The sequence below is a fragment of the Gelidibacter japonicus genome (genome assembly GCF_010725055.1).
Classification (GTDB): Bacteria; Bacteroidota; Bacteroidia; order Flavobacteriales; family Flavobacteriaceae; genus Gelidibacter; species Gelidibacter japonicus.
On sequence record NZ_BJKB01000005.1, the window covers coordinates 65,675 to 90,677 of the forward strand.

Annotated in this window: 20 protein-coding genes and 1 riboswitch; of the genes, 9 read left to right on the forward strand and 11 right to left on the reverse strand. The window is 39.8% G+C overall.

What is annotated here, in order from left to right:
• Window positions 1-192: 192 nt before the first annotated feature.
• Window positions 193-882, reverse strand: a complete 690-nt coding sequence (locus G6N06_RS06860) for a GNAT family N-acetyltransferase (RefSeq protein ID WP_205334735.1) — start codon at window positions 880-882, stop codon at window positions 193-195.
• Window positions 883-1,086: 204 nt separating this feature from the next.
• Here G6N06_RS06860 and G6N06_RS06865 point away from each other — a divergent pair, with 204 nt between their 5' ends.
• Both G6N06_RS06865 and G6N06_RS06870 read left to right on the forward strand, forming a co-directional pair.
• Window positions 1,087-2,583: an MDR family MFS transporter gene (locus G6N06_RS06865; RefSeq protein WP_163515330.1), complete on the forward strand. Its 1,497-nt coding sequence runs from the start codon at window positions 1,087-1,089 to the stop codon at window positions 2,581-2,583.
• Between the two features lie 177 nt (window positions 2,584-2,760).
• A riboswitch (PreQ1 riboswitch) is annotated at window positions 2,761-2,805 on the forward strand.
• A 4-nt stretch (window positions 2,806-2,809) separates the two neighbouring features.
• Window positions 2,810-3,463: a 7-cyano-7-deazaguanine/7-aminomethyl-7-deazaguanine transporter gene (locus tag G6N06_RS06870; RefSeq protein WP_163515331.1), complete on the forward strand. Its 654-nt coding sequence runs from the start codon at window positions 2,810-2,812 to the stop codon at window positions 3,461-3,463.
• A 32-nt stretch (window positions 3,464-3,495) separates the two neighbouring features.
• Here the strand turns inward: G6N06_RS06870 and G6N06_RS06875 are convergent, their stop codons facing one another.
• From G6N06_RS06875 to G6N06_RS06895, 5 genes are all read right to left on the reverse strand, one after another.
• Entirely contained in the window at window positions 3,496-3,861 is a 366-nt protein-coding gene (locus G6N06_RS06875; protein WP_163515332.1) for a hypothetical protein, read from the reverse strand.
• Window positions 3,858-4,133: a hypothetical protein gene (locus G6N06_RS06880; protein WP_163515333.1), complete on the reverse strand. Its 276-nt coding sequence runs from the start codon at window positions 4,131-4,133 to the stop codon at window positions 3,858-3,860. Before G6N06_RS06880 ends, G6N06_RS06875 begins: the two co-directional genes overlap by 4 nt.
• A gap of 326 nt (window positions 4,134-4,459) precedes the next feature.
• Entirely contained in the window at window positions 4,460-6,250 is a 1,791-nt protein-coding gene (locus G6N06_RS06885; protein WP_163515334.1) for a ribonucleoside-diphosphate reductase subunit alpha, read from the reverse strand.
• The gene (locus G6N06_RS06890; RefSeq protein ID WP_163515335.1) at window positions 6,251-7,525 is read right to left on the reverse strand and encodes a ribonucleotide-diphosphate reductase subunit beta; all 1,275 of its coding nucleotides are present in this window, start codon (window positions 7,523-7,525) and stop codon (window positions 6,251-6,253) included.
• A 291-nt stretch (window positions 7,526-7,816) separates the two neighbouring features.
• On the reverse strand, window positions 7,817-8,809 hold the full coding sequence (locus tag G6N06_RS06895) for a DNA topoisomerase IB (protein ID WP_163515336.1): 993 nt from the start codon (window positions 8,807-8,809) through the stop codon (window positions 7,817-7,819).
• A 311-nt stretch (window positions 8,810-9,120) separates the two neighbouring features.
• On the opposite strand from G6N06_RS06895, the gene G6N06_RS06900 reads away from it, so the two are divergent.
• Window positions 9,121-10,656, forward strand: coding sequence for a sulfatase-like hydrolase/transferase (locus G6N06_RS06900; RefSeq protein ID WP_163515337.1), 1,536 nt, complete (start codon window positions 9,121-9,123; stop codon window positions 10,654-10,656).
• Window positions 10,657-10,874: 218 nt separating this feature from the next.
• Window positions 10,875-11,225 (forward strand): GIY-YIG nuclease family protein, encoded by a 351-nt coding sequence (locus G6N06_RS06905; RefSeq protein WP_163515338.1) that lies wholly within the window; start codon window positions 10,875-10,877, stop codon window positions 11,223-11,225.
• Between the two features lie 785 nt (window positions 11,226-12,010).
• On the opposite strand, the gene G6N06_RS19860 is transcribed toward G6N06_RS06905, so the two are convergent.
• Window positions 12,011-12,253 (reverse strand): group II intron maturase-specific domain-containing protein, encoded by a 243-nt coding sequence (locus G6N06_RS19860; RefSeq protein WP_308469749.1) that lies wholly within the window; start codon window positions 12,251-12,253, stop codon window positions 12,011-12,013.
• A gap of 9 nt (window positions 12,254-12,262) precedes the next feature.
• A complete protein-coding gene (ltrA, locus tag G6N06_RS06910) occupies window positions 12,263-13,261 on the reverse strand; it encodes a group II intron reverse transcriptase/maturase (protein WP_240338000.1) in 999 nt (332 codons plus the stop codon).
• 699 nt (window positions 13,262-13,960) lie between these two features.
• Between ltrA and G6N06_RS06915 the strand changes: the two genes are divergently transcribed.
• The gene (locus G6N06_RS06915) at window positions 13,961-14,728 is read left to right on the forward strand and encodes a hypothetical protein (protein WP_163515339.1); all 768 of its coding nucleotides are present in this window, start codon (window positions 13,961-13,963) and stop codon (window positions 14,726-14,728) included.
• Window positions 14,729-14,818: 90 nt separating this feature from the next.
• The gene (locus G6N06_RS06920; RefSeq protein WP_240338001.1) at window positions 14,819-15,208 is read left to right on the forward strand and encodes a PIN domain-containing protein; all 390 of its coding nucleotides are present in this window, start codon (window positions 14,819-14,821) and stop codon (window positions 15,206-15,208) included.
• 13 nt (window positions 15,209-15,221) lie between these two features.
• On the opposite strand, the gene G6N06_RS06925 is transcribed toward G6N06_RS06920, so the two are convergent.
• Window positions 15,222-18,254, reverse strand: a complete 3,033-nt coding sequence (locus G6N06_RS06925; protein ID WP_163515340.1) for an AAA family ATPase — start codon at window positions 18,252-18,254, stop codon at window positions 15,222-15,224.
• A 3-nt stretch (window positions 18,255-18,257) separates the two neighbouring features.
• Complete coding sequence (gene sbcD, locus G6N06_RS06930) at window positions 18,258-19,451, reverse strand: exonuclease subunit SbcD (RefSeq protein WP_163515341.1); 1,194 nt, start codon at window positions 19,449-19,451, stop codon at window positions 18,258-18,260.
• Between the two features lie 340 nt (window positions 19,452-19,791).
• Between sbcD and G6N06_RS06935 the strand changes: the two genes are divergently transcribed.
• The 3 genes from G6N06_RS06935 (at window position 19,792) to G6N06_RS06945 (ending at window position 23,946) form a co-directional block, all read left to right on the forward strand.
• Complete coding sequence (locus G6N06_RS06935; RefSeq protein WP_163515342.1) at window positions 19,792-21,498, forward strand: SBBP repeat-containing protein; 1,707 nt, start codon at window positions 19,792-19,794, stop codon at window positions 21,496-21,498.
• A 30-nt stretch (window positions 21,499-21,528) separates the two neighbouring features.
• Entirely contained in the window at window positions 21,529-23,169 is a 1,641-nt protein-coding gene (locus tag G6N06_RS06940) for an SBBP repeat-containing protein (RefSeq protein ID WP_163515343.1), read from the forward strand.
• A gap of 498 nt (window positions 23,170-23,667) precedes the next feature.
• Window positions 23,668-23,946 (forward strand): DUF4337 domain-containing protein, encoded by a 279-nt coding sequence (locus tag G6N06_RS06945; protein WP_163515344.1) that lies wholly within the window; start codon window positions 23,668-23,670, stop codon window positions 23,944-23,946.
• 144 nt (window positions 23,947-24,090) lie between these two features.
• Here the strand turns inward: G6N06_RS06945 and G6N06_RS06950 are convergent, their stop codons facing one another.
• On the reverse strand, window positions 24,091-24,945 hold the full coding sequence (locus tag G6N06_RS06950; protein ID WP_163515345.1) for a universal stress protein: 855 nt from the start codon (window positions 24,943-24,945) through the stop codon (window positions 24,091-24,093).
• Window positions 24,946-25,003: the final 58 nt, after the last annotated feature.

The following is a 25,003-nucleotide window of genomic DNA, read 5'->3' on the forward strand; positions in this document are numbered from 1 at the left end:
ATACTTTTGACCTCCTTGGACCGCAATAGAACGAAATAGATGCAATGTTGATTATGAATCAGGAAAAGTCGGATCAATTCGAAGTTTTTCTTCTCTATGTATTCTAAAGTCCACTCGTCAATTTTGAATTTATGCCGAATTAATTTTGACATTGTTTACATGTATTTTAGTAGTAAATCATGAGTTCCAGCCTTAGATATGCGGATAAGAATCGCTCCAATCCCAAAGCACAATGACCCATTGGGTTTGATATGAATCTGTATAAATATGGATTTCCTTGAACCCCACTTTTTTATGGGCATTTCTTGAGCGATGGTTGGCCAAAGCGATTTCGGTGATGCAAAAGTCATAGCGATCGGCAAATGTATCTTTATAAAGTTGAAAACACTTTTCAAAAACGCCCTTGCCTCTGTAATTTTTGTGAACACAAACTTGTCCAACAACCATATAATTATATTCTGATACCAATTGACCATTATAATCGATTTTCTCGAATTCCTCAAACATCGGGAGAATTATAGGAATATCAGACTTTGATAATTTTGTCATCGCCAACACATAGCCAATAACTTCCTTATCGTCTTTAGCCACAATTTGGGGTTCAATGGAATTTAAGTTTTCAAGCATTTCCAGGCTATGGTCAACAGTCACAAAACCATAGGTCTCAATCTCCTGATTTGATAGATTCTTTTTCAGATTGGCTTTTTGCAAAGTGGAGATACCTTCCAAATCGGCCTTATTTCTATATGTTGTGGAATAGTTGATCATGTTGGCATGAAAATGTGGATGAATATAACCATATAATTCAAGGTATTTATTGCAGCAGGAAATAAAATCAATCTCTTGAATTTGCTGTTTTTTTTGCGGATACGCTGTGATCATCGTTTAGATGGTTCAATTTATATTGCATTTTTTTTCCGATCCTCAATTTTATCAGATTTCATTCAATAATGTAGGATTCGATAATAGATTCTAAAATGCGTTTATTTCATTTTTTTGAGTCGACTAAAATCTCTGCCAAAGGTCTCAAGCATTCGTCGATTAAGTTTTAACTTTGCGCGAATTAAACTAAAACGCAATAATTTTATGACTAACGACGTCCAAAGCCATAAAGGTAGAGGCTGGATCTTAGCGGCTTTAATGATAACCATGGCTTTAGCGGCCATGGACAATACGATTGTAGCTACGGCCATTCCGCAAATTGTGGGCGATTTGGGTGGGTTTTCATTATTTAGTTGGTTATTCTCTATTTATCTTCTGATCCAAACCATTACGATTCCCATTTACGGAAAACTCGCCGATATCTACGGACGCAAACCCATTCTTATTTATGGGGTTATTGTATTTCTTTTAGGCTCTGCCGCTTGTGCCGGGGCTTGGGACATGATCAGCTTAATTGTGTTTCGAGGTTTGCAAGCGGTTGGCGCTGGCGCTATTATGGCAACGGTCAATACAATTGCTGCCGACATTTATACGCTTGAAGAGCGCGCTAAAATCCAGGGTTGGCTTTCCAGTGTTTGGGGCGTTTCGGCTATTATGGGCCCAACCATAGGTGGCGCCTTGGCCGACTATGCTTCTTGGCGTTGGATTTTTCTGATCAATATTCCCGTTGGAATTGGTTCTATTATCATGATCAGTATTTTTCTTAAAGAAAACAAGCCTATCAAATACGCAAAAATCGATTGGCTTGGTGCTTTGGCATTATTGGTCACAGGCGGATTTATCATGTTCGGATTGATGCAAGGTGGGCAATCTTGGGAGTGGATTTCTTATGAAACACTTATTTTCACAGGCATCGCAGCCGTTTTAGTTTATGCAACCATGAAGATCGAATCGCGTGCCGAAAGCCCCATCCTGCCCAGATGGGTCTGGCGAAAACGGGTTCTTGTAGGTGCCAATTTGGCGACCATAGGCATGGGCTGTATGACTATGGGCCCCAATATGTTTTTACCTGTTTTTGCACAATCGGTCATTGGAGTTGGGGCGATTATGGCAGGTTTTATATTGGCGAGCATGAGTATCACCTGGCCGATATCGTCGTCACTTTCGGGAAAGTTATATCTACAGATTGGATTTAGAAACACCGCACTGTGCGGCATTTCCGTTGTACTCATTGCCGTGTCAAGCTTCTTATTCATGCCTTACCCAGGTTCGGTATGGACGTTGGTGGCTATCCAGCTGCTTATGGGGGCGGGCTTTGGATTGATTTCTACGCCTTTGATGGTTGGGGTGCAATCGACCGTAGATTGGGGACAAAGAGGCGTTGTGACAGGCGCCAGTATGTTCTCGAGATATTTCGGGCAAAGTTTGGGAGCTGCCATCTTTGCCGCTATTTTTAATTCGGTGCTATTTGATAAAATGACGGAAGCCCCAGAAAATTTACTAAGCGCATTACCCAAAGTAAATGAGGTTGTAGAGGTGTTACAATCCGCCCATTCAGACGATAGCGTTCAAAACTATTTGCAACACGCATTTTTCGATTCGACACACACGGTCTATATCGGTTTATTGACCGTGGGACTGCTTACGCTCATTATTTTATTGCTCACGCCGAAACACTTTGGTAAAATTGATACGTTTTAAATATCGAAATTGCCTGCCCGTCCGAAGCGAAGTGAAGGCGGGAAGTTAAAGTTGAAAATCTTGAAACATGAACCCGTAACTCTGAAACTCAAAACATAACTCATAACTCTTAACTCATAACTTTAAAACCACCAAAATAGTAGCTATCTTGCGCCCTTAATTGTCCATAATAAAATGGGACACGTGGTTCGAAATTCTCCCACGTTAAAAAACTAAGAAACGCTTTATGTCCTCTATTAAAAACACGCGACTTGTATTATTACTGGTCGGATTTCACATTCTTATTATTGCGTCAAGCAATTACTTGGTACAGTTTCCGATCTCCATTTTCGGCTTCAAGGCCACTTGGGGTGCGTTTACCTTTCCGTTCATCTTTTTGGCAACAGACCTGACCGTGCGTCTTTTTGGAGCGCGAATGGGACGACGGATTATTTTTTATGCCATGTTTCCGGCCTTGTTGGTTTCCTACTTGATTACCGTTGGTTTTCGTCACGGCATTTGGCTGGGATTTGACGCGTTTTTTGGATTTGATCTATTTGTGGCGCGCATCGCCATCGCGAGTTTCGCGGCCTATGTGGTCGGGCAGATTTTAGATATTTTCGTGTTCAATAAACTTCGGCAGCATAAACAATGGTGGCATGCGCCATTGGCTTCGGGCATCTTTGGAAATTTTATGGACACCCTGACATTTTTTTTCATTGCCTTTTACAAAACCTCAGACCCCTATCTTGCGGAAAATCTGGTCGAAATTGCCACTGTTGATTATATTTTTAAAATAATCATCAACGCGCTGTTTTTCCTTCCACTCTATAAAGTCATTTTAGATCGGGTGACAAAAAGATTAAAAGATCAGAATTTGAGAAATGGACCTATCCCATAACAAATCAACTTTTTAAAGTCGAATAAATCCTACTACTCCATTTTCTGAAAAATGTAGAATACCATGCCACCTAATCCATAACAGACCACATCCCAAACATCTCCGGTATAGCGATCATCCTCTTGTGGCAGATAGTATTCAAAAACCACTGAAAAAAGTACAACCAGACTCAAGATCGTAAAGCCATTTACTCGAAGGGTCCTATCTTTTTTAATAATCCAAACCCCGTGCAGAGCTATTGTAGCGATAATTGGAATGGCTAAAAAATCATTGAGATGGTGGAAGATCCAATTGGGACCGGTTATAGCAAAGAATTTCAAGGTTTGTACGACCATGAACGCTGCAAATGACAGCAGCACATATAAATGCAACCGTTTCAATGGCAATTTTTGCATCATATAAACAACATGGCAATTAACCAGGCAATGAACATTCCGATGGCCATTACAATCGCCCAGATCGAGTAAAAGAAATAATAGATTCCGCGAACAAGTAAAAACCGATGCGTTTTCATTCGTTCAGAAAACGTCTCTTTCTTCACTGCTTTAGCCTTTAAAACAGGGGCGGAATCAGTTGTGCCTGCATTGGCCTTGGAAGTCAATGACTCATCCTGAACTATTGAAATCGACTCCTTGCGTGTAATATTTGTGTTGACTTTTTCCTCTGACATCTCATACAAAGTTCAATCTGCAAGAATACAAATAATTATTTACGATGGCTAGGAATTAGGCTATTGTTTAACATTTTATATCACCTGATTTTGATTGCCATTGCCTTCTCAAAAGCTCACTTAAATCACTAAAGAATTTCCATTGGACTCCAAAAACATAAGCACTATGTCATACAAAGAAATCGGACTCAATGTGATTCAATCAAGAACCTCGGCGCATTGAAACCTATTGTCGGGAATAAAAAAAACAGGCCCAGCAAATACTGAACCTGTTCTTAATCATTATTTCTACTAACTGATGTATCAATGTGATTGAACAGTCAAATTTAAGCCTCACAACTCGCACAATCCTTTTTCTGTGCAAACTTCTGGGCAGCATTCATACTGTGTTGGTAATAAAGCGATTTCAATCCCAATTTCCATGCGGTCACATGAATTTTATTGATCTCTTTCACCGGCATTTCAGGATGCACAATAATATTCACTGATTGGCCTTGATCAATATGATTCTGACGGTTGGCCGCTTGATAGATCAAATCCAATTGGTCAATTTCGGAATAGGTTTTAAACACATCCTTTTCGTGCTGAGTTAAAAAATCAAGATGCTGTACGGAACCATCGTTGTTACGGATATCTCTCCAAACCTCTGGATTATTTTGACCTTTTTCTTCCAACAAGGCCTCCAAATATGAATTTTTGATTGTTGTTTTCACCTTTGCAATGTCCTTCACATACACATTGGACCAGATTGGTTCAATACCTTGCGATACTTGGCCCAAGATAAAGGCGGACGAGGTGGTTGGTGCAATCGCATTCAAGGTCGCATTACGTCGGCCGTAGCCTTTAAGAATTTCTGGCTCTCCAAATTTCTCCGCCAATTCCTCAGAAGCTTTATACGATTTTTCTTGAATCAGCTTAAAGATCTCGCTGTTCAAATTGTAGGCTTCTTGGCTATTAAGAGGCAGCATTTTTGACTGTAACAGTGAATGCCAACCCAAGACCCCAAGTCCCAAAGCACGATTATCCTTGGCAAAATTATAGGCACGTTCCATAAAAAGGAAGGTCTGTTTATCTTCTCTACTTTCAGAATCGCGATAGGCTTCCAATTTCTCAACAAACTCAGTAATGACAGCATCCAGGAAATAGACCATAGTCTCCACTGCATCGGTATCCTTCCATTTGTCATAATGCAATAAATTCACTGAAGAAAGCACGCACACAAACGACCAATCGTCATTGGACGGTAGCATAATCTCCGTACACAGGTTACTCGCGTAAATAGGAAGTTTTTTATCCTTATAAACATCGGCAGCCGAATTATTGGCATTGTCCTTAAAGAAAATGTATGGGTAGCCCATTTCACCCCTTCTTTGAAGCACTTTTGCCCAAATAGAGCGCTTTGCCTCATCGCCGGCAATCATTTCCTCCATCCATTGGTTGGTTACGGTAACGCCGTGGGTCAATTCCTGAATAGGATTTCCTTCAGTACCGATCTCCAAAAACTCCATAATGTCCGGATGTTCCACAGGTAAATACGGAGAGAAACGACCACGTCTCACCGAACCTTGGCTCACCACATCCACCATAGATTCAAACAACTGCATGATATGGACCGCTCCAGATGCTTGTCCGTTATTTTTTACCTCTGCCCCACGATGACGGATTTTCCCGAAATAACCTGAGGTTCCGCCACCAAGTTTAGACATCATCCCTACTTCAGATTGGGTATAAAGAATATTGCCCATATCGTCATCAATATGCGACCCAAAACAGCTGATTGGAAGACCTCTTTTCTTACCGAAATTGGACCATACCGGTGATGCCAAAGAGAAAAACCCTTCAGACATATAATTGAAAAATTTATCGGAGTACCCTGGGATATCCAAGATTTGTTCTGCTCTATCGGCTATTTCACGAATACGTTCCTCGGCGGTCGTACCTGGCGTTAGATAGCCTGAAGCTAAAAAGTTACGACTGTGTTCATTAAGCCATTCAAAACCTTGTGTTTTTATTTCTCCAGTTTTTTGGAGCGCTTCTTTTCGAGCGTTTACAAGGTGGTCGGTTTCTGAAATTGATTTGGAGGTTTGTACGTTGAGGGTTTGGTTTAGATTGTTCATTTAAAAAAGGTCATCACTGGTTATACTTTGAGTTCTTTTACTGTAATTGATAGAGCGTTTCACGAAGAAGTCGCCATGCTTGGTTCCGATGATCTCGTCATCAAACCATTCCGTTTGGGCTATGAGGCTTTCGTCTATCTCAAATATTTTTTCTATCCCTATGCTCTCAAGGGAATTGTTGAATCGGTTCTTTATAAATTCATTGACTACGGCCTTAGGCAGGAAATCCAATTCGCCTTCTTCAAAAATCCAGTCCACAATTCTGCTTTCTGACGCAAAGGCCTCTCTACATACTTCCTGGATCATGCTGTTATAGTTCTCATCAAACCACTCTGGATTTTCTTCCTTGATTATTTTGATGATATCAATCCCAAAATCACCGTGGATCTGCTCCTCCTTCGAGGTGGCCTCCACAACGTTTGATATTCCCTTTAGCATATTTTTATGCTTATTAAAGGCCATAATGATCAAGAATTGAGAGAATAATGAGACATGTTCAATAAATAACGAGAACAACAAAATCGATTCTGCATATTCCTTATTGTCTTCACTTTTAGCGTTCTTAAGAGCGGTTTCCAAATATTGGACCCTCATCATAATGGCGGGCTTTTTCTTGAGGTCCTTAAATTCTTCATTAAGACCCAATATTTCCAATAAATGTGAATACGCATCGTGATGGCGTACCTCGCTTTCCGCAAAAGTGGCGCCTACAGAACCAATTTCTGGTTTCGGCATCCGGTGATAGATATCACCCCAGAAAGTCTTGACGGCAACCTCAATTTGAGAAATGGCCAGCATGGTATTTTTAATGGCACTGCGCTCCACTTCCGTGAGACGGGTTTTAAAATCCTGGATGTCGCTGGTAAAGTTGAATTCGGTATGGATCCAATACGAATGACGGATGGCCGGCACGTATTCGTAAAGTGCTGGATATTCGTAGGGCTTCAAATTGATACGCTTTTCAAAGATGTTCAATTTACGCCTTTGGGTCTGCTGATTTCGGTAAAGAATGTATCCTTTTGCCACATCAAAAAAGCCACTTTCCATCAATTTCGTTTCCACGAAATCCTGAACCTCCTCAACGGTTGGGATATAGTTTCCATCCTGTCCTTTCCTGTCTAAAAGGGCTTCATAAACCTTCTCAGATATGCGTTGCGCATCTTCCGGCCCTCCATGATTTGCGGCGGTCATCGCCTTCAATATCGCATCAGTAATCTTCTGTAAATGAAAGGGTTTTGTGGTAAAATCCCTTTTAATCACCTGGGTAATCTCCATACAAATAAGTGCTAAAAATTAGAAAAATTTCTTGAGGTGTAAAGATGTCGATTTTAAATATGACTTTTTGATGGTGCCCAAAATTGTTGTCAAATGGTTATCAACAATTGCACAAAAGTGAGTGGATTTCAGAAGGATCCAAACGGGTAGTTTACTGAGGACCACCACCCCAGAAATAAAAGTCATGGCCAATAGAAAATCAACCAGCTAAATTTTGAATAAGTAGTTTCATATCTCATTTAAAACGGACCAAAAAAAGAAAATGTAGAGTTTGTTCTGCTCTGTAAAAGCTTAAGACTTCCTTTTAAGGCGATTGCGCAAGAGACAAAGCACACCAACTTCCTCCTTGGAAAGGTTTTCGGCATCTTTGAGCAAGGCCTGGATTTCTTTTTCAAAATAATGCAACGTTCGACCCTCTATATAGTCGTCGATAATACGCGGATCGATGTAGGAACTACGGGCAACGGCTGGTGTATTGCCCAACCGTTCTGAAACTTGGTTGACGGCCTCCTTAATGTTTTTATCCAATAATTTCTGATCATCTTTTTTCACCACGCCCAATTCGTCCAAAGCAATGGCCGCAATCATGGTACCGGCCCAAGTGCGAAAGTCTTTGGCCGAAAAATCCTCTCCCATGACCTCTCGAATATAGGTGTTGAGGTCGTCACTTTTGACGTCCACAATCGTACCATCGTCATCCAAGTATTTAAAGATCTCATACCCGGGCATGTCGTCAATGGCTTTGACTATTTTGGCAAGTTTTTTATCCACCACGTGTTTCTCCTGTTCCTTTCCCGACTTTCCCGTGTAGGAAAAAATAAGTTCATCGCCATTTATTGTTAAATGTTTGTGCCGAATGGTGGTAAGGCCGTACGACTGGTTTTCTTTGGCGTAAACCTCACTGCCCGGTCTGAAAAATGCGGACTCCATCAGTCGGAGCATGGTGGCCAAAACTTTTTCGCGGGAGAGTTTTCTCTGTCTCAGATGCTGTCCGGTCACCCGTCTCATGTGCTCCAACTGGTCGGCAAAAGCAATAATCCGATCAAATTTTTTGGCATTTTGATGTTCAACATAATCGGGATGATAGATGTACTGTTTTCGGTCCTTGTCATCCCGTCCAGTCACCAGCAAATCGGCCTTAGGATTTTCATTGATTTCCACCTCGGTCCATGCGGGTGGAATGACCAAGGATTTGATCCAATTCCGGATCTTCTCATCTTTGATGGTAGCACCGTTTTCGTTGCGATAGGTGAAGCCTTTACCATGCTTTTTTCTGTAGTACATGTTATAATTTTGAATTAAAATTAATATAAAATGTGGTTGTTTCCCGTAAATAATGTAACGCATAAGCGTTTTATTCCCGTACTGAACAGGCAAGGCCAGCGACTCTAATGCATTAAATTTGAGTAAGATAAAAAGTAGTTCACAGAGCCAAGACATCTTTAAAACCTTCATTTTGCAACAGAAAGTTGATGTGGGCCGCCCCATTTTGTTTAGCTTAGTCCATTTTTGTGAAGAGGCGTAAAAACCTTAATTTTGGTAGCACCTTTTTTACAGGATTACAGATCATCTTTCGCTAACTTAAATTTCGCACCATGCGCAGCATTTCCCCTCTCTTTGTATTGTTTTTGTTATTTTGTTTGGGATTTCAATGTTGTGGCGTCAAAAAATCGGAGCCTGCTACCCCACCCAATATTATTCTGTTTTTAATTGACGATATGGGTCTGATGGATACCTCGGTCCCTTTTTTGACCGATGCTGCCGGCCAGCCAAAAGCCTATCCTTTAAACGATTTTTACATGACTCCAAACATGGAAAAATTGGCTACACAAGGTATTCGGTTTACGAATTTTTATGCACATTCGGTCTGTTCGCCATCACGGACCTCGATACTGACGGGACAAAATTCGGCACGGCACGGAGTGACCAACTGGATCCGTTCAGAGTCTGATAATCGCACTGCTTATGGGCCCTCGGCGTGGAACTGGAAAGGCTTGACCAAGGCATCTTTGACCCTTCCCAAACTCTTGCAAGCACGCGGTTATAAAACCATTCACGTGGGCAAAGCACATTTTGGACCTTTTGACAGTGAAGGCGAAGATCCACTAAACCTTGGATTTGACGTCAATATTGCCGGCAGTTCCATTGGACAACCTGGCAGCTATTTGGGTACCGAAGGCTTTGGCCATACTGGCGGTAATAAAAGCAGGGCCGTTCCGGGACTTGAAAAATACCACGGACAGGACATTTTCCTGACCGAGGCTTTGACCTTAGAAGCCAACGCGGCTATCACGGCGGCCCATAAGGAGAGGCGTCCATTTTTTCTGAACATGTCCCATTATGCGGTACACGCACCGTTTTATTCGGATGCCCGATTTGCCGCCCACTATAAAAATTCGGCGTATTCAGATCAGACTCAAGCTTATGCCACGCTGATTGAAGGAATGGACAAATCGTTGGGCGATATCATGCAACACATTAAAGATTTAGGTCTTGGTGAAAACACGCTCATCCTGTTTTTGGGTGATAACGGCTCGGATGCGCCACTGCCCATCATGAACGATTACAGCAGCGCTTCCCCTTTGAAAGGAAAAAAAGGCAACCATTGGGAAGGCGGTATGCGGGTACCGTTTATAGCAGCCTGGGCGACTCCCGATGTCAAGAACAAAAACCAACAATTACTGCCCATTTCCCAAGGAGCGGTACAAATTCAATTGGGAACCATATTGGATATTTTTCCGACCATTAATCGCATGGCCGGAGTGCAAACGCCACCCGCCTATCCACTTGACGGTTTTGATCTGCATCAGCAATTTTCTGGAAAGTACAACCAAAATCGGGACCTGATGTTTTTGAACCATTTCCCCCATGGCGACCATAGGAGCAATTATTTCACGAGTTTGGTCCAAGCAGACTGGAAATTGGTTTACCATTACCATCCCGAAAGCAATCAGCCCAGCTACGAACTTTTTCACTTAAAGGACGATCCGTTTGAAAGCAAAAATTTAGCGGACACCCAGCCAGAACGCCTCAAAGCCATGATGCAGGCCTTAACAAACGAACTGGCCGACAAACAGGCCCTTTTCCCCGAAAAAGATAAACATCCTTTAAAATTGATCATCCCAAAATAAAACAGATCTTATACAGTTTAGAAAGCTAATGAAGAACGACAACAATAACCCTAAGTTGCCAACCCAAAAATCATCAAAAACCAACCTGAAACCCTGGTTAGTCTGCCAAAATTTCAGGAACTAAAAATCTATCCAGCGTAAAAAGACCATAAACACTACCCACAACGGCATGCTCGAAACATATCTTCTACTTCAACAATGATTTAATCTTAAGAACCTTGGCAAAAACACTTTATACCATTTACGTAATTGAACTTTCAAAACGCGTGTATTCTGAAAACACAAAGTTCAGGACTGCCAATCCACAGTTTAATGGGGTATTGCAGTGTTTGTACGTTGGTCAGACCAGCAAAACACCTAAGGAGCGCTTCCTTCAACATAAAACAGGCTACCGCAATAAAAAAGGCCATAAAATATCTGCTTCTATAGTAGAGAAGTACGGATTGTATTTAAGACCGAGTTTATACACCCATATCGATCCTTTTCTCACAAGAGCTGAAGCCCTAAAAGCTGAAGAACAGATTGCACTCGAACTACGTCGGGAAGGCTATGCGGTTTGGTTTAACTAAATAGAAAACAAGTGTTTTGAAAGACACCTTTTTAATAATGCTTTGTAACTCTTGCACAACGTGTTTGTGTCGAGTAGGAAAAGGGAGTTTCACCCTTCCCCTCTCACAGAACCGTACGTGATAGTCTCCCATCATACGGCTCTTCTAATTTAATCCACAAATATAAGCTCATCCTCTCTCAAGTTGGCAAATCGTATTTTAAATTAGCTAACCCCTTTGCTCCACTCCCATTAAAGGAGCTTCATCACTACTACGAGTTAGTCCGCCACCTTACACTACATTGGTAATCATCTTGCAGTTGCTCTACTTGATTTTTCCCTTTTGCATTAATGTAAGGCTTCCTGCGTTCCATCCATAAACCCAGATAAAAGTCATGCCCCCTATACGACGGTTGCCGAATAGCCAGTAAATAGGTTTCCGCTATCCTTGTCCCTGAGAACTCGACTTTTCTCGGTTTTGGCAACATGTTTTGTCTTCTCGACGCATCATCGGAAGGTTCGCTTTCGCTCATCTCTTTTATCAATACCTGACAGATCAAGTCTGCCTTTTCTTTTCTCGCTTCACACAAACAAATTGCTTTGGATGCATTAGAAAAGTGGTTTAGAACCAGCTCCTACAAGCAGATTCTGGTGGGTCGGATCCACCATCTTATAAATAGTTACGTGAAGCTTATGCTTCACTCACAGCACACGTCGAGTAGACAAGGGGAGTTTCACCCCGAGCCTCTCACAGAACCGTACGTGATAGTCTCCCATCATACGGCTCTTCTTATTCAATTAATGCCTTTAATTCGAATAACCAATGAACCAATGGTAAAATAAACTCGGGTATTGTTCCCGAACTCTGTTTAACCATTTATAGGCTTTCGTTAGGTTATTCCTATACCGTTTATAGCGATATCTTGCCCATCTTACCAGTTTTATACGTAATATATAAAACACTTTGGACAAACTATAGCCACGGTATTTACCAAAGTAACGAATCCACCCTCGAAGCTTTGGGTTCAAGTGATGTGCAATACCAACAATACTGTCGCATCACATTCTTGGGATTTCCATTTTCCTGATCTGTTCAAATATTCGTGTTCTTGACTGGATGCTTATTGCACAATCAAATCCCAAAAACAGTTTCTTTGTTTTCTTTGATTTTGAGGTGCGTGGCTGAAAAGTATATCCTAAAAAGTCAAATTTTACCTTTTTATACTTTTGTTGCCTTCTAAAATCCTTACAATATACAATCTTTGTTTTATCTGGATGTAATGTCAATCCACAATACTCCACCCTTTCTTTGATTTTTTGTAGATTTTGCTCTGCCTGACTTTGTGTCGAACAATGGATGATAATGTCATCTGCATAACGTACAAATTCAATAGAAGGGTTCAATCTTCCAAGCCAAACATCCAAGGTGTAATGCAGAAACAAATTGGCTAATAGTGGACTGATCACCCCACCTTGCGGTGTGCCGTTTGTTCTTGCAATAATTTCACCTTTTTGGGTTTGCAGTGGAGCTTTGAGCCATCTTTCAATGTATCTCAGCACCCACTTTTCTTCCACGTGTTTGCCCAGCGCTTTAAGCAACTTGTTATGGTCGATGTCATCAAAGAAATTCTTGATATCCAAGTCAATCACCCAATCATATTTCCAACAGTTTTTACGAACCTGATCGAGCGCTTGATGGGCACTACGTTTTGGTCGATAACCATAGGATTGTGGATGAAAGATCTTTTCCAGTCTTCCCTCTATTTGATTCTTTATAACCGTTTGAGCTACTCTATCGCTAATGGTAGGGATCCCCAATTTACGGATAGAACCGTTCTTCTTAGGGATTTCAACTTGTAGGACTGGTGGTGGGAAATAGCTGCCCGAGGCTAAGCGATTCCAGACTTTGTATAAGTGTCGATGTCTTTGTAGGTCGTACTGTGACATACTCAGATCATCTACACCTGCACTTTTTCCTTTGCGCCTTACCTGTAGATAAGCTTCCCATACCATTTCTTTGGTAATAGGTAATGATTTTGTCTTCTCAAATTGAATCATCCTCTTGCAAGTTGTAAAAATTGATAAAACTGAATAAGTCAGTCCCTTCGCTCCATTTCCATTACAGAAACTTCATCACTACTACAGACTGATCCGTCCCTGCGCCAAGCATCGCTATTCTGCCTTTAGTTTGTGCTATTGTGCATTTCACTTTGCATCTTGGTACAGGTTCCCGAGTTCCGTAAATAAGCCCGAATAATGGTCATGCCTCCTAAATGACGTCTGCCGCCCAGCCAATAAACAGGTGACCGCTGGACTTATAATGTTTGTCATACTTCAAACACTTTTGACAGAGGGTTGCACTTTCTCGACACTTCATCAGAGGTTCATTTGCATTCATCTCCATTATTCATACCTGACCAGCTCTTGGCATAGCCTTTTCCATAACGCTCAATACCTTGGCTCTTTACCAAAGCACCTTATGGTGGTTTGATGCTTTCCCCTGTAGGACAACACCGGTGGGTCGGTTCCACCATCTTATAAACAGTTACGTAACGAATTTCAGCCGTTCGTTACTCTCGGCACACGTATGATTAGTGGCGCCTGCCTGTCGGCAGACAGGTGGTTAAGCAAGAAAGTTAGCAAATATAAACCGAATAGAAAATATGCGAGGATTTTCGTAAGCAAGCTAAAACAAGCAATTAATTATACACGTTGGCTGTAGTTTTTCTATATTCAGTAAATTTGTATTTTAGACACATGGAAGAACAAGGATATATAGAATTAAGAGTTACTAACAAGGACAATACTTTAAGTCCTAAGGATATTGATATAAATGAAGTTAAAGATTTTATATCAGATGTTGAGTCTTTTTTATATCCTAACCGAAAAGAAAAGCAAAATAGACCACATATTTCATATGACATTGAAGAAGGCTCTGCTAAACATAAATTCTTTTTGCCAATTACGGCAGTTATTTTGTTCAATGGTTTGACAAATGAGATTACCAATAGAAACAATCTTGATTTTTTAGATTACAAACGACAGTCAATTATTGATAAATTTCAAAAGAAGGCTGTAAAAGAAGATTATGTTATTGAGTTTAATAGTTCAATGTCCAAAGAACCTTCTTTAGTCATTGACTATACAACTAATTTTGAAATGATTGCTCCAACTTTTTATGAAAGTGAATTTTACTTATATGGTGAAATTTATCAGGAAGGTGGAAAAAATCCAAATCTACATATTAGTACCAAAAAGTATGGCAATCTTACAATTTCTGCTACTAAAGAACAAATAATGGCTGGTGAGAAAAAAACTTATAAACCATACGGTATTAAAGTTCGAGGAAAAAAGAGTTTTGAAAATGATTCTTTAACGGATTTAGAACTAATCGAATTTATTCAATACAAGCCTGTTTTTAATAAATCACTTTTGGATAAAGTTATAAAAAAAGCTTCGGTTAATTTAAGTAAAATAACTGACGTTGATTCTTGGTTAGATGATATTAAAGCTGAAGGAATATGAAGGGAATCGAAAGCGTTCTTTTAGATAGTTCCTTTTGTATTAGACTTTTGAAGTCAGATGCTGATTATCATCAAAATACAGTAGATTATTTTGAGTATTTTTTTAGAAAATGAAATTGAAATGTATCTTTCGACCATTGTTGTTAGTGAATATGCAGTTGGTGATAATCCAGACAACTTACTTTCTTTAAATGCATTTCGTTTATTAGAGTTTGACTATGAAGATGCTAAATTTGCTGGTCAATTTTTGGCTACTTTGCGAAATCTTGGTAAATTCGGTGATTTTGGTGAAAGAAAAGTAGTTATAAATGATATTAAACTTTTTTCACAAATTCATAATAGAGCTATTGATGCTTTTGTAACTAAAGACAGAAAGTCAATGACTAAAATGATGGAACCATTGTCAGATTCACATAATTTGAATTTTGAGTTTATTGATTTATCTATTCCGTTAAATGATAGGTTAGGAAGACTGTTTTAAATTACTGCCAATGTTATATAATTTCCAGTTGACTATACCCCGACCCCATTTTCTCCAGTCGTATTTGGGTCGTGATCCGTTCCTTTAAGGCTTCTACATGCGAAATCACTCCAATGGATTTATCGCCTTCATTTTGCATTTTCTCCAAAATGGTAATGGCTTGGTTCAAGGTTTCAGGATCTAAGGTGCCAAAACCTTCGTCAATAAATATGGATTCAATTTTCACGTTTTTAGCAGCCAAATCGGACAAAGCAAAAGCCATGGCTAAACTTACCATAAAAGTTTCGCCACCGGATAAGGTATTAATAGATCTTCGGGCATCACCTTGATGGCTGTCAAACACTTTTAAGGAGTCATTTTTGTCGGCTTCATCTGCAGTGGGGATGTCAAGGATGTAACGGTCGTTCATATCTTTTAAACGCAAATTGGCATAGCCAATCAGTTGCTCCAGCGTTAAATCCTGAACAAAATTTGAAAACCGTTTGCCAGTCGAATCTCCAATTAAATCGTTCATGGTTTTCCAAAGAGCTTCCTCCTTCTTCATTTCTTTTAATTTCTCCAACAGGGCTTCCTGCTTTTCCTTGGCTTTGGCATCGGCCTCCAAGGTCTTTTTAAGAATGCCTATTTGTTGATTTAAATTCCCAAAAGCCTCTTCCAATTTGGCGTAATTGGATTCCAGGACAGGCAAAGCTTCATTGGAAGTGAGTCGTTTCGTCAAAACTTCAATTTCCTTCATGGCAGTGTCCTTTTCGGTTTTTAATCGTTCTTGCCGCAGTTCTATCTCTTTCTTTTTCTGACGGATCTGTTCTGCCTGCGCTTCGGTTAAAATAAATGATTTGAGTTGGGCAACACTTTCAATAGATTCAGTTTTTAAGATATTATCCAACTGCTTTTCAAAAACTTCTTTTTCTTTGGCGATAATCGCCAGTTTAGTATTCAAAGTAGTAATGAAATGCTGGTTGTTTTTGATGTTTTCAAGGTTTGCAGCCCATTTTGAAATTAATGATTGCACCTTGTTATCCACAGCATCGCCCTCATAAAGTGCTTTTCTTTTGGCTTCCTTTTCAAGTTTTAAATCGAAACTTTTATGCCATTGTTTTGCGGAATGGCTCAGATTTTCCAATAAGTTCCTCAATTCAAATGCTTTTTCAACCTTCTCCAACAATTGAGACGTTTGTAGAATCTGGTTTTCTAAAGTCTGAAGCACATCATTATCTGGAATGTTTTCCAATTGAAGCGATTTACAGAGTTTTTCGATCTCAACAAGCTGTGGCGCAATAGCTTCATTAATTGAAAGGATATCTTGCTTTAAGATTAGAATCTTTTTCTGCTCGTTTTCTAAATTGGTTTGGGTGGACGTTTTTAAAGCGCGTTTCGTGTTCAGCAATTCCGTTTTCGATTTTAAAACGGCCTCTTTAGGATCAAAAACCGGATGATCCAAAGCAAATGGATGCTCCAATGCCCCACACAGCGGACAAGCCTCGCCATCTACCAAAGCATTCCGGTGGGCTTCCAGACTTTGATATTTTTTACGCATCTCTTCCTCCTTAATCAAGGTCTCCACCTCCACCTCCAACAGCTTCAATTCGTCGTCTAATGCCTTCAGTTGAATACTGTATTTTTCAACCAAAGTTTGACTGACCTTTAATTCGGCCGCTTTTGTGTTACTTTGTTTTAAATCGGAGTTGTACTGGGTTAGTGCAATTTTTATCGCATGGATGAGCTGCGACCTTTCCTTGAGATGGGCTTCTCTCTCCGCCAACTCGACGGCGTTGTTGATGTCCATTGTTTTTAGAAAATTATCGATTTTTTCTTCGATGGGTTGAATTCCCTCAATAAAAACTTTTGGTTGTGGATTAAAACGGATCCGATCAGAATCTTTATTAATATCCAAAAGGGTCTTTTTGATGTTTCCCTCGTGCAGTTTCGCCTCTGCACTGGCCAGATCTTCTTCTTTCTTTAGCGCAGTCACCGCTTTATTGAACTCCCTTAAATGAGTGACAAACTCTTCGGCGTCAACTTTTCTTCTTAAAAGCGTTGAAGCTTCTTCCAACAAACTGCTTTTCTCTTTTAAAATGTTTGTCTCTTTTACTTTCTCTCGAACAAGCTCTTCTGAATGTTCTTTAAACGCTTTTTCTTGTTGTTCAAAATCGGAAATCAGCTTGGAATGCACTACATATTTCGAGTGGTTTTTTAAGGTGATCTCCTCTTTTTTGAAATGTTCGATATCCTGGGCCAATTCCTTTTGCTGAATATCATTCGCAGTTAAAATCGTTTGATTTTTAAGAATGTTTTTTTGGTTGTCAATCTCAACTTTTAAAACATCCAACTCCTTTTTCTGGGTGATTTTAGATGTGTTTAAAGCGATTTCTTGGGCTATTAAATCCTTCTTTTCGGCCTCAGGGAGCAATTCGACTTCTCCGAGTCGGATGTCCTGTTCTTTACAAAGGTCCGATGCTGCTCTAAACTTTCTGAACACTGCACTTCCGATCGACCTGTAATCTTTTGCACCGGTAATATCTTCAAGTAACTTATTGCGTTCGTCTCTTTTTGCCTGCAACAATTTACTGAACTGTCCTTGAGACAAGACCATCGCTTTTACAAACTGATCATAACTGAGCCCAATCAATTCTTCATTTTTAACGGGCACCGCAGATTTCCCACTCTCAATAATAGTTCCCGTGGCCACATCGATGATTTCCTGTTTTCTATCATTGAGATTGTTGTTCCGATTTCTTTCAATCGACCAATGCGAGCGGTATGTTTTTTGGTTGACGATATATTCCACTTCAGCATAACAATCCGTTGCATTACGGGTCATAATGCCGCCTTCATCCTCAATAACCGATTTGCTAATGGATCCTATTCGGGGTACTTTATTGTATAAAGCCAAGGTAATGACATCCAGCAAGGTGGATTTCCCAGACCCCGTGGCGCCCGTAATTGCAAAAAGGCCGCTTTCTGCCAAAGGCCCCGATAAAAAATCGATATGGTGTTCGCCGCGAAGTGAGTGGATATTCTTAAAACTAATTTTACTGATTTTCATAAACTACAGGTTAAGCTCTTCTAAAATTTGACGAAATGCATTTTTTAATTCTTCGGTATTTTCCTGATGGCCATCCAGCTCCAGTCGTTTTTCAAACATTTCCATGGGCGTCACATCGGCAACACTTATTCCTGGTTCAAAAGCTTCTGAAGCTCCTCGGATTTTATTGAGAAAATTCAATTTTGATTTTACAATTTTAAGATGTGCATTCTCGTAATTTTCCAATAGGTCGTCCAAATCGCGACGGATCTGTATATTTTCATCGGGTTCATTTATAATGATTTCAGCAAGGGAAACCAGATTCGTAATGGGCGAATAGGCATATAATAGCGTTTTAACGTCTTCGAGTGTGCCTTGAAAAGTGATTAAGTTTCTGAACTTAGGGATGGGCACAATGTCAACCTCAACTTGTTGCCCACTAACTGAAATAATATTGACCTGTTTCACCTCTTCCTTTTCACTAAAACTCAAACAAATTGGTGAGCCAGAATAATGAACATTTCTTGATACGGCATAAGGTTTATGGATATGTCCCAGAGCTACGTAATGGGGAGCATCGCCAAAAATAGTGCCTGAAACCCCTGCCTGATTACCGATTTGAATGTCCCTCATACTTTCAGAAACCTGAGCGCCCTGAACATATAAATGACCCATAACGATGAAACAGAGTCCTGGATAATGTTGCATGTAATGCGAATTGACATTAGAAAAATAGGATGTAATTCCCTCTCGAATCTGCTCAATCTTATCACTATAAGATTCCCCAGCCGCGGCATTCCTGATATCCTTATCCCTTAGAAAAGGTACGGCTGCAATAACCACCTGCTCGTCCTTCTTAGTATATTTTATAAACAGATCATTGATATCCTCAGGAGCGCCACCAATCACGTCAATATTCAAGAATTCAAGAATTTCCTTTGGTGCATTTAAAACCGAGGCAGAGTCGTGATTCCCACCGGTCAAGATAATTTTACAATCGGTACCGAGCATGCGTTTTAAAAACCCATAATACTGCTTTAACGAGGCTTGCGAAGGATTGGCTTGATCAAACACATCCCCTGAAATTAAAAGCAAATCGATGTCTTCTTTCGCAATCGTATCCAATAACCAATCAAAAAACAACTCCAAATCCTCGGACAAATCCACCTTATGTAACTGTTTGCCTATATGCCAATCGGCAGTGTGTAATATTTTCATGTAAAATCAATTAGAGTCTGAATTCAAAAGCTATGGTTACGCTCTTTTCGTCAATGGCAACCAAGTTTAAAACAAGAAAACCTTTGGCATTAAAGATGAAAAAACCTCAAAAAGCGCATTAGTATTTTATTGTTTTAATCAGCCCCTAAACTTAAGAATAAATGATAGAATTTAATACGGATTTCCGCAAAAGAGAATAATCCATCCGCTATTTGATAAGCCTAAAACCAAATTGCAAACATTCTTAAGAAATAATTGATAAATCATGCTGACATTTTAGAAGGTCTCCCGATGTGAATTATAGAGAACAATTATTTCCAGAAATCTTAAACCAAAAACTATGCAAGAAAATTTTACTTTTTTGACAACCTTCGTAATTCTATCATTTCTTTCCACTTTTTTATACGCTCAAAATCCCACTTTTGAATGGGTCAGTCAGATAGGCAGCATTGGCAGTGAGTTCGTAAAATCCATTACCACAGATAATGAAGGCAACGTTTACACCACGGGCTCTTTTCAAAACACGGTCGATTTTGATCCTGGTGAGGGCAGTTTGAATTTTACGGCCGTAGGTTGGTCAGACATTTTTATTCAGAAACTTGATACCAACGGCAATTTGATGTGGGCCAAACACTATGGTGCTCCTGGAACTAATCTGGGTACTGGAATTATTACGGATGCCCTGGGCAATGTGTATGCAACTGGGCAATTTGAAAACACCGTCACTTTTGATCCTGACAACCCTACCTCTACCCTGACCTCATTTGGCATGGCAGATATATTCTTATTAAAATTGGATGCTGCTGGCAATTTCCTTTGGGTGAAGCAAATGGGCGGCACAAATTATGACGCCAACAATGCTATCACGTTGGATCCTGAAGGAAATATTTACACCACTGGGCATTTCTCTGGAACTGCCGATTTTGATCCAAGTTCAGAAATAGTAAATCTGACAGCCATAAGAAATAACGATGTATTTGTACAAAAATTTGATAATAACGGAAATCTTTTATGGGTAAAACAGATGGGCGGCAGAAGCTTTGAATATGGAATTTCCATAAAAACTGACGCCTCTGGAAATGTATATACCGCAGGTTATTTTCAAAATACAGTAGATTTTGACCCAGGTTCGGGCGTCGTAGACCTCACTTCAAATGGTAAGTTCGATGTGTTTGTGCAAAAATTGGATCCCTCGGGAGAATTTCTTTGGGCAAAACAAGTTGGTGGAACTGGAGATGATAGAGTCCATCAAATGACCATAGATAACAATGCTAATATTTACCTAACCGGATTCTTTGAAGGCACGGTGGATTTCGATCCTGGGAACGAGACCTTGAATTACACCTCCAATGGTCTTAAAGATATTTTTATTCTAAAATTAAATACCGACGGTGATTATTTATGGGCGAAACAATTTGGGGGAACAAGTGATGATGAAGGCATGTCCATTGTCACAACTACTACTGGTGACCTATTTGCTTCAGGGCACTTTAAAGACACTGTCGATTTTAATCCAGCAGAAGGAAATGCAATTTTCACCACAGGATATTTTGAAGATATATTTATTCTACATTTAAACTCTGATGGCAACTTTTTATGGGTAAAACAATATGGTGGCGTAATGGATGATAGAGGTTTAGTATTGACTACTGATGGTGATGATAGTCTATACAGCACAGGAACTTTCCGAACCACTGTAAATTTTGATCCCGGCGAGAGCGATGCCGAACTGACTTCTAATGGCTTATATGATATTTATATATTAAAATTAGGTATAGAAACATTAGGAATCACAGAAAGCAATATCACAGAAGACCTCCGCATTTATCCAAATCCCACAAAAGGCAAATTCTCCATTGAATTCAGCACTCTACAAACTTCTGTAAACGTCAAATTATATGCGCTGTCAGGCCAACTACTTATGGAAAAACGATTCCAAGACCTTAAAATTCTGCCGTTAGAGATTCAGCAAGCCGACGGCATTTACCTTCTTGAGCTCAAAGATGGTCAAGGTCGAAAAGCCACGGTTAAATTGGTGAAAAATTAAAACAACTATTAATCAAAAAGATAAACTATTATGAAAAAATTACTTATCGCCATCCTGTGTGGCTCGCTATGGACTGTTAGTAATGCCCAAGCTCCTACATTTGATTGGGCCTTTGCCACCGGAGGACTTAACGGAGCTACATACAATAGCTCGATGGCATTGGATAATTTAGAAAACATTTACAGTATAGGTCATTTCTATAGCGGCCCAGCAGATTTTGATCCCGGCTCGGATATGTTAAATTTGAGTTCCGTTGGAGGTCTTGACATCTATGTCAGTAAATATGATAGCTCTGGAGAACTCATCTGGGCCAAAAGAATAGGGGGAACTGAAGATGATGAAGGAACAGCAATAGCACTGGACGGCTCTGGCAATGTCTATTTCACTGGAAATTTTCAAGGTACGGCCGATTTCAATCCAGGATCTGAGGTTTATAACTTGACCTCCAATGGCGTTAAAGACATCTTTGTCTGTAAACTTGACTCAGAGGGCAACTTTCTTTGGGTGAAACAGATGGGCGGCCCTACGAATGATACTGGTCATGCCATTGTAGTGGATCATTCGGGAGATGTATTTGTTACCGGTGAATTTGAAAAAACGGTCGATTTTGATCCAGGCACTGGCAACAGCATGCTTACTTCCCGAGGTCAAACAGATATCTTCCTCTTAAAATTGAGTACTACGGGCGAATTTAAATGGGTCAAACACATTGGTTCTGAGAGTTTTGATCGCGGAGAGGCCTTGACCATTGACAGCGATTCCAATCTTTTTTTGAGCGGATACTTTACGGGCACCGTGGACTTTGACCCAGGTGATGGTATCGCTGAGCTGACCTCGTCAGGAGCTACAAGTGCTTCTGGTTTTGTATTGAAACTCGATGCTGGCGGAAACTTTGAATGGGTCACAGCACTGCCAAATAACATCGCTGGAAGAGCAGTAACAACAGATACGACTGGAAACATCTACATTGGTGGCGGTGGCCCAGGCATTGGAATCGTTAAACTTAATCCTACAGGCGTAGTCACTTGGGAAAAGTTTTTACCAGGACCTAATTCTAACGCAACATCCATTGCTGTGGATGTTTTGGGCCATGTCTATACCACGGGTTCATTCCGTGGTAATATCGACTTTGATCCCAGTGAAGACCAAGTTATTTTTAATTCCGGTTCTTGGCATGATGCTTATATCAATAAATTTGATGCGTCAGGAAATTATGTTTGGGCCTATCAATTGGGCGGACCTACACTACGCAATTATGGCGTAGCCATAGCGCTGGATGCTTCTGGCAGCATTTACGCCTCGGGTCATTTTAGATCGGAAATTGATTTTGATCCCGGCCCAAATACGTTCAATCTCAAATCAGAATACACTTATAACAGGTATCTCCTGAAGTGGAACCAAGAAACGGCTGGATTGGATGATCAATTACAGGGTATCCAAGTGTCTATGCACCCTAATCCAACTCAGGGGCCAATCCATATCAAATTTAATACGCTCCAAGACATTATTGAACTCCGTTTGTTTTCCATAACGGGACAGTTGGTAATGGAAAGCCATTTTAAAAACACCAAAAACATTTCCTTGGAACTTTATCAACCAGCAGGGATCTATGTCGCCGAATTTAAAAATGGCAAAGGTCAAAAGAGTATCCTTAAAATAGTGAAAGAATAACAATTAAAGCACTATAAGAACGGGTCTTAAACACATTGGCTTTTGATCATTTTATCGTTAATGCTATGACTCTGCGCATTGCCAGACTCTTCTTATAAAAAACAAACTCTAATTGATGAAGTATCTAATGGCGTAATTATATTGGGACTGGATATGGTTAATAAAGAGGTCTATCTTTAAGTTTTTGGATTAAGAAACGCCTTTATTTTTGATGGTTTCAAAAAGCGCATATATTATTGTTCAAACTTGGTGATATCAGACTGGAAAATCATGTACTACGGTCAACCATATACCCAATCAATCAATAAGAAATACTACTTAAAAACATATTTGTTTTGAAACATTAATACTGCAAATTCAAATCCTATAAAGTTCATTTTTGGGATTTATGATTCATCATAATGTCAAAACAATAGTTAACATATTGACAATCCTTTACGTTTCTCAGTGATGCCTATCTAAAATTGTTTAATTTTAGATGTCCATTCAATCCCCACTATGAGGCTAAAAGAACATATTATCGCCAAGGTTGCGCTAGTAAGTGCTATTTTAGGAGTACTAGGTGTATTGGCATTACTGTACCCAAATAATGATGGCATCAATTTTCTTATTCCTTTTTATATGGTTTTTTTCGGGATTGCCATACTCCTTGGAGGAATTAGTTTACTTATAAAGAGAAACACCTTGGCTTGGATAGCATTTTTGATTGGCTGTTTATTCGCCTTGGCTTTCATGGTGTTGATATTTTTATTAAAAGACATGTGTGTGATTTGTTGATTTTCCATAACCTAAGTCTCATAAGGATCAATACGAGTCAAAACGATGTAAGTCTTGATTCTTGCTCCTTTGTTCTCTGTTCTCTGGTCTCTGGTCTCTATTCTTTGTACTTAATACTTAATTCTTAATACTTCTTCTAATCACTCAATTCTTCAAATCATGCATCACCAAAATTGGCACTTTTGAATCATAGGTAATTCCCTTTACCAATGGCTGATTGAAAATACTGGCAAAAAACGAGTGCTTGCTATTTATGAAGGCTACCATATCACTTTCTCTACTTTCCACAAAACAATTAATGGCAGCAGAGACGGACAGTTGACTCAGTAAATGGAAGGAATGGTTGACATCTTCAAAATATTCGTCCAGCAGCTTTCTGTTGTTTGTTTGGAGTGCGTTCAATTTACCATCTTCTGAAACATGCAGTACTTTAATGGAAGCATCACAACTTTTCGCAATATCGATCAGATGTTTCAATTCGCGCTTCTTAATACTCGTTTTATAGTTTGTCGGAAAAACGATCTCTTTTGGAAGTACACACTTAGCAACTTGAGGAACCACAATTACTGGACAGTTCCTGATTTTTTCCATGACATCTATTGCAGTACTTCCATAAATTTTACTTCTGGCATTGGTTTGACCGCGAGTTCCCATTACAATCATCTCCACGTCCTTTTCGGCGACAAGGGCTTTAATGGCCTGAAATGGTTCATTGAAGACAGAAATGGCCTGAAAGCTATGTTTTGAATTCCCATTGTCTTGAAAGGCAATTTCATTTAATACCTTATGTAACTGTCGTTCAGAATTCTTCTTCGTGGACTCATACAATTCGCTGCCTGGTTCCATACCAATAAGACTTTCAAGATTGGTTGGCGTTATATAAAACACATTCAAGAGATAAAAAACACACTCTTGGTCTTTATAAAGTTCCAAGGCATATTTGATGGCTTGAAGCGCATTCTCTGAAAAATCGGTAGGCAATAATATTTTTCTTTTCATGGATATTTATGTATTTTAATATGGTTTTTGAAACTTGAAACTTGAAACTTGAAACTTG

Bases quoted from the DNA above. Each gene is read 5' to 3' on its own strand.
- G6N06_RS06925 (WP_163515340.1), bottom strand. From the start codon at position 18,254: ATGAAAATCAGTAAAATTAGTTTTAAGAATATCCACTCACTTCGCGGC.
- G6N06_RS06865 (WP_163515330.1), top strand. From the start codon at position 1,087: ATGACTAACGACGTCCAAAGCCATAAAGGTAGAGGCTGGATCTTAGCG.
- G6N06_RS06940 (WP_163515343.1), top strand. From the start codon at position 21,529: ATGAAAAAATTACTTATCGCCATCCTGTGTGGCTCGCTATGGACTGTT.
- G6N06_RS06950 (WP_163515345.1), bottom strand. From the start codon at position 24,945: ATGAAAAGAAAAATATTATTGCCTACCGATTTTTCAGAGAATGCGCTT.
- G6N06_RS06875 (WP_163515332.1), bottom strand. From the start codon at position 3,861: ATGATGCAAAAATTGCCATTGAAACGGTTGCATTTATATGTGCTGCTG.
- G6N06_RS06935 (WP_163515342.1), top strand. From the start codon at position 19,792: ATGCAAGAAAATTTTACTTTTTTGACAACCTTCGTAATTCTATCATTT.
- G6N06_RS06870 (WP_163515331.1), top strand. From the start codon at position 2,810: ATGTCCTCTATTAAAAACACGCGACTTGTATTATTACTGGTCGGATTT.
- sbcD (WP_163515341.1), bottom strand. From the start codon at position 19,451: ATGAAAATATTACACACTGCCGATTGGCATATAGGCAAACAGTTACAT.
- G6N06_RS06915 (WP_163515339.1), top strand. From the start codon at position 13,961: ATGGAAGAACAAGGATATATAGAATTAAGAGTTACTAACAAGGACAAT.
- G6N06_RS06945 (WP_163515344.1), top strand. From the start codon at position 23,668: ATGAGGCTAAAAGAACATATTATCGCCAAGGTTGCGCTAGTAAGTGCT.
- G6N06_RS06900 (WP_163515337.1), top strand. From the start codon at position 9,121: ATGCGCAGCATTTCCCCTCTCTTTGTATTGTTTTTGTTATTTTGTTTG.
- G6N06_RS06895 (WP_163515336.1), bottom strand. From the start codon at position 8,809: ATGTACTACAGAAAAAAGCATGGTAAAGGCTTCACCTATCGCAACGAA.
- G6N06_RS06880 (WP_163515333.1), bottom strand. From the start codon at position 4,133: ATGTCAGAGGAAAAAGTCAACACAAATATTACACGCAAGGAGTCGATT.
- G6N06_RS06860 (WP_205334735.1), bottom strand. From the start codon at position 882: ATGATCACAGCGTATCCGCAAAAAAAACAGCAAATTCAAGAGATTGAT.
- G6N06_RS06890 (WP_163515335.1), bottom strand. From the start codon at position 7,525: ATGGAGATTACCCAGGTGATTAAAAGGGATTTTACCACAAAACCCTTT.
- G6N06_RS06885 (WP_163515334.1), bottom strand. From the start codon at position 6,250: ATGAACAATCTAAACCAAACCCTCAACGTACAAACCTCCAAATCAATT.
- ltrA (WP_240338000.1), bottom strand. From the start codon at position 13,261: ATGATTCAATTTGAGAAGACAAAATCATTACCTATTACCAAAGAAATG.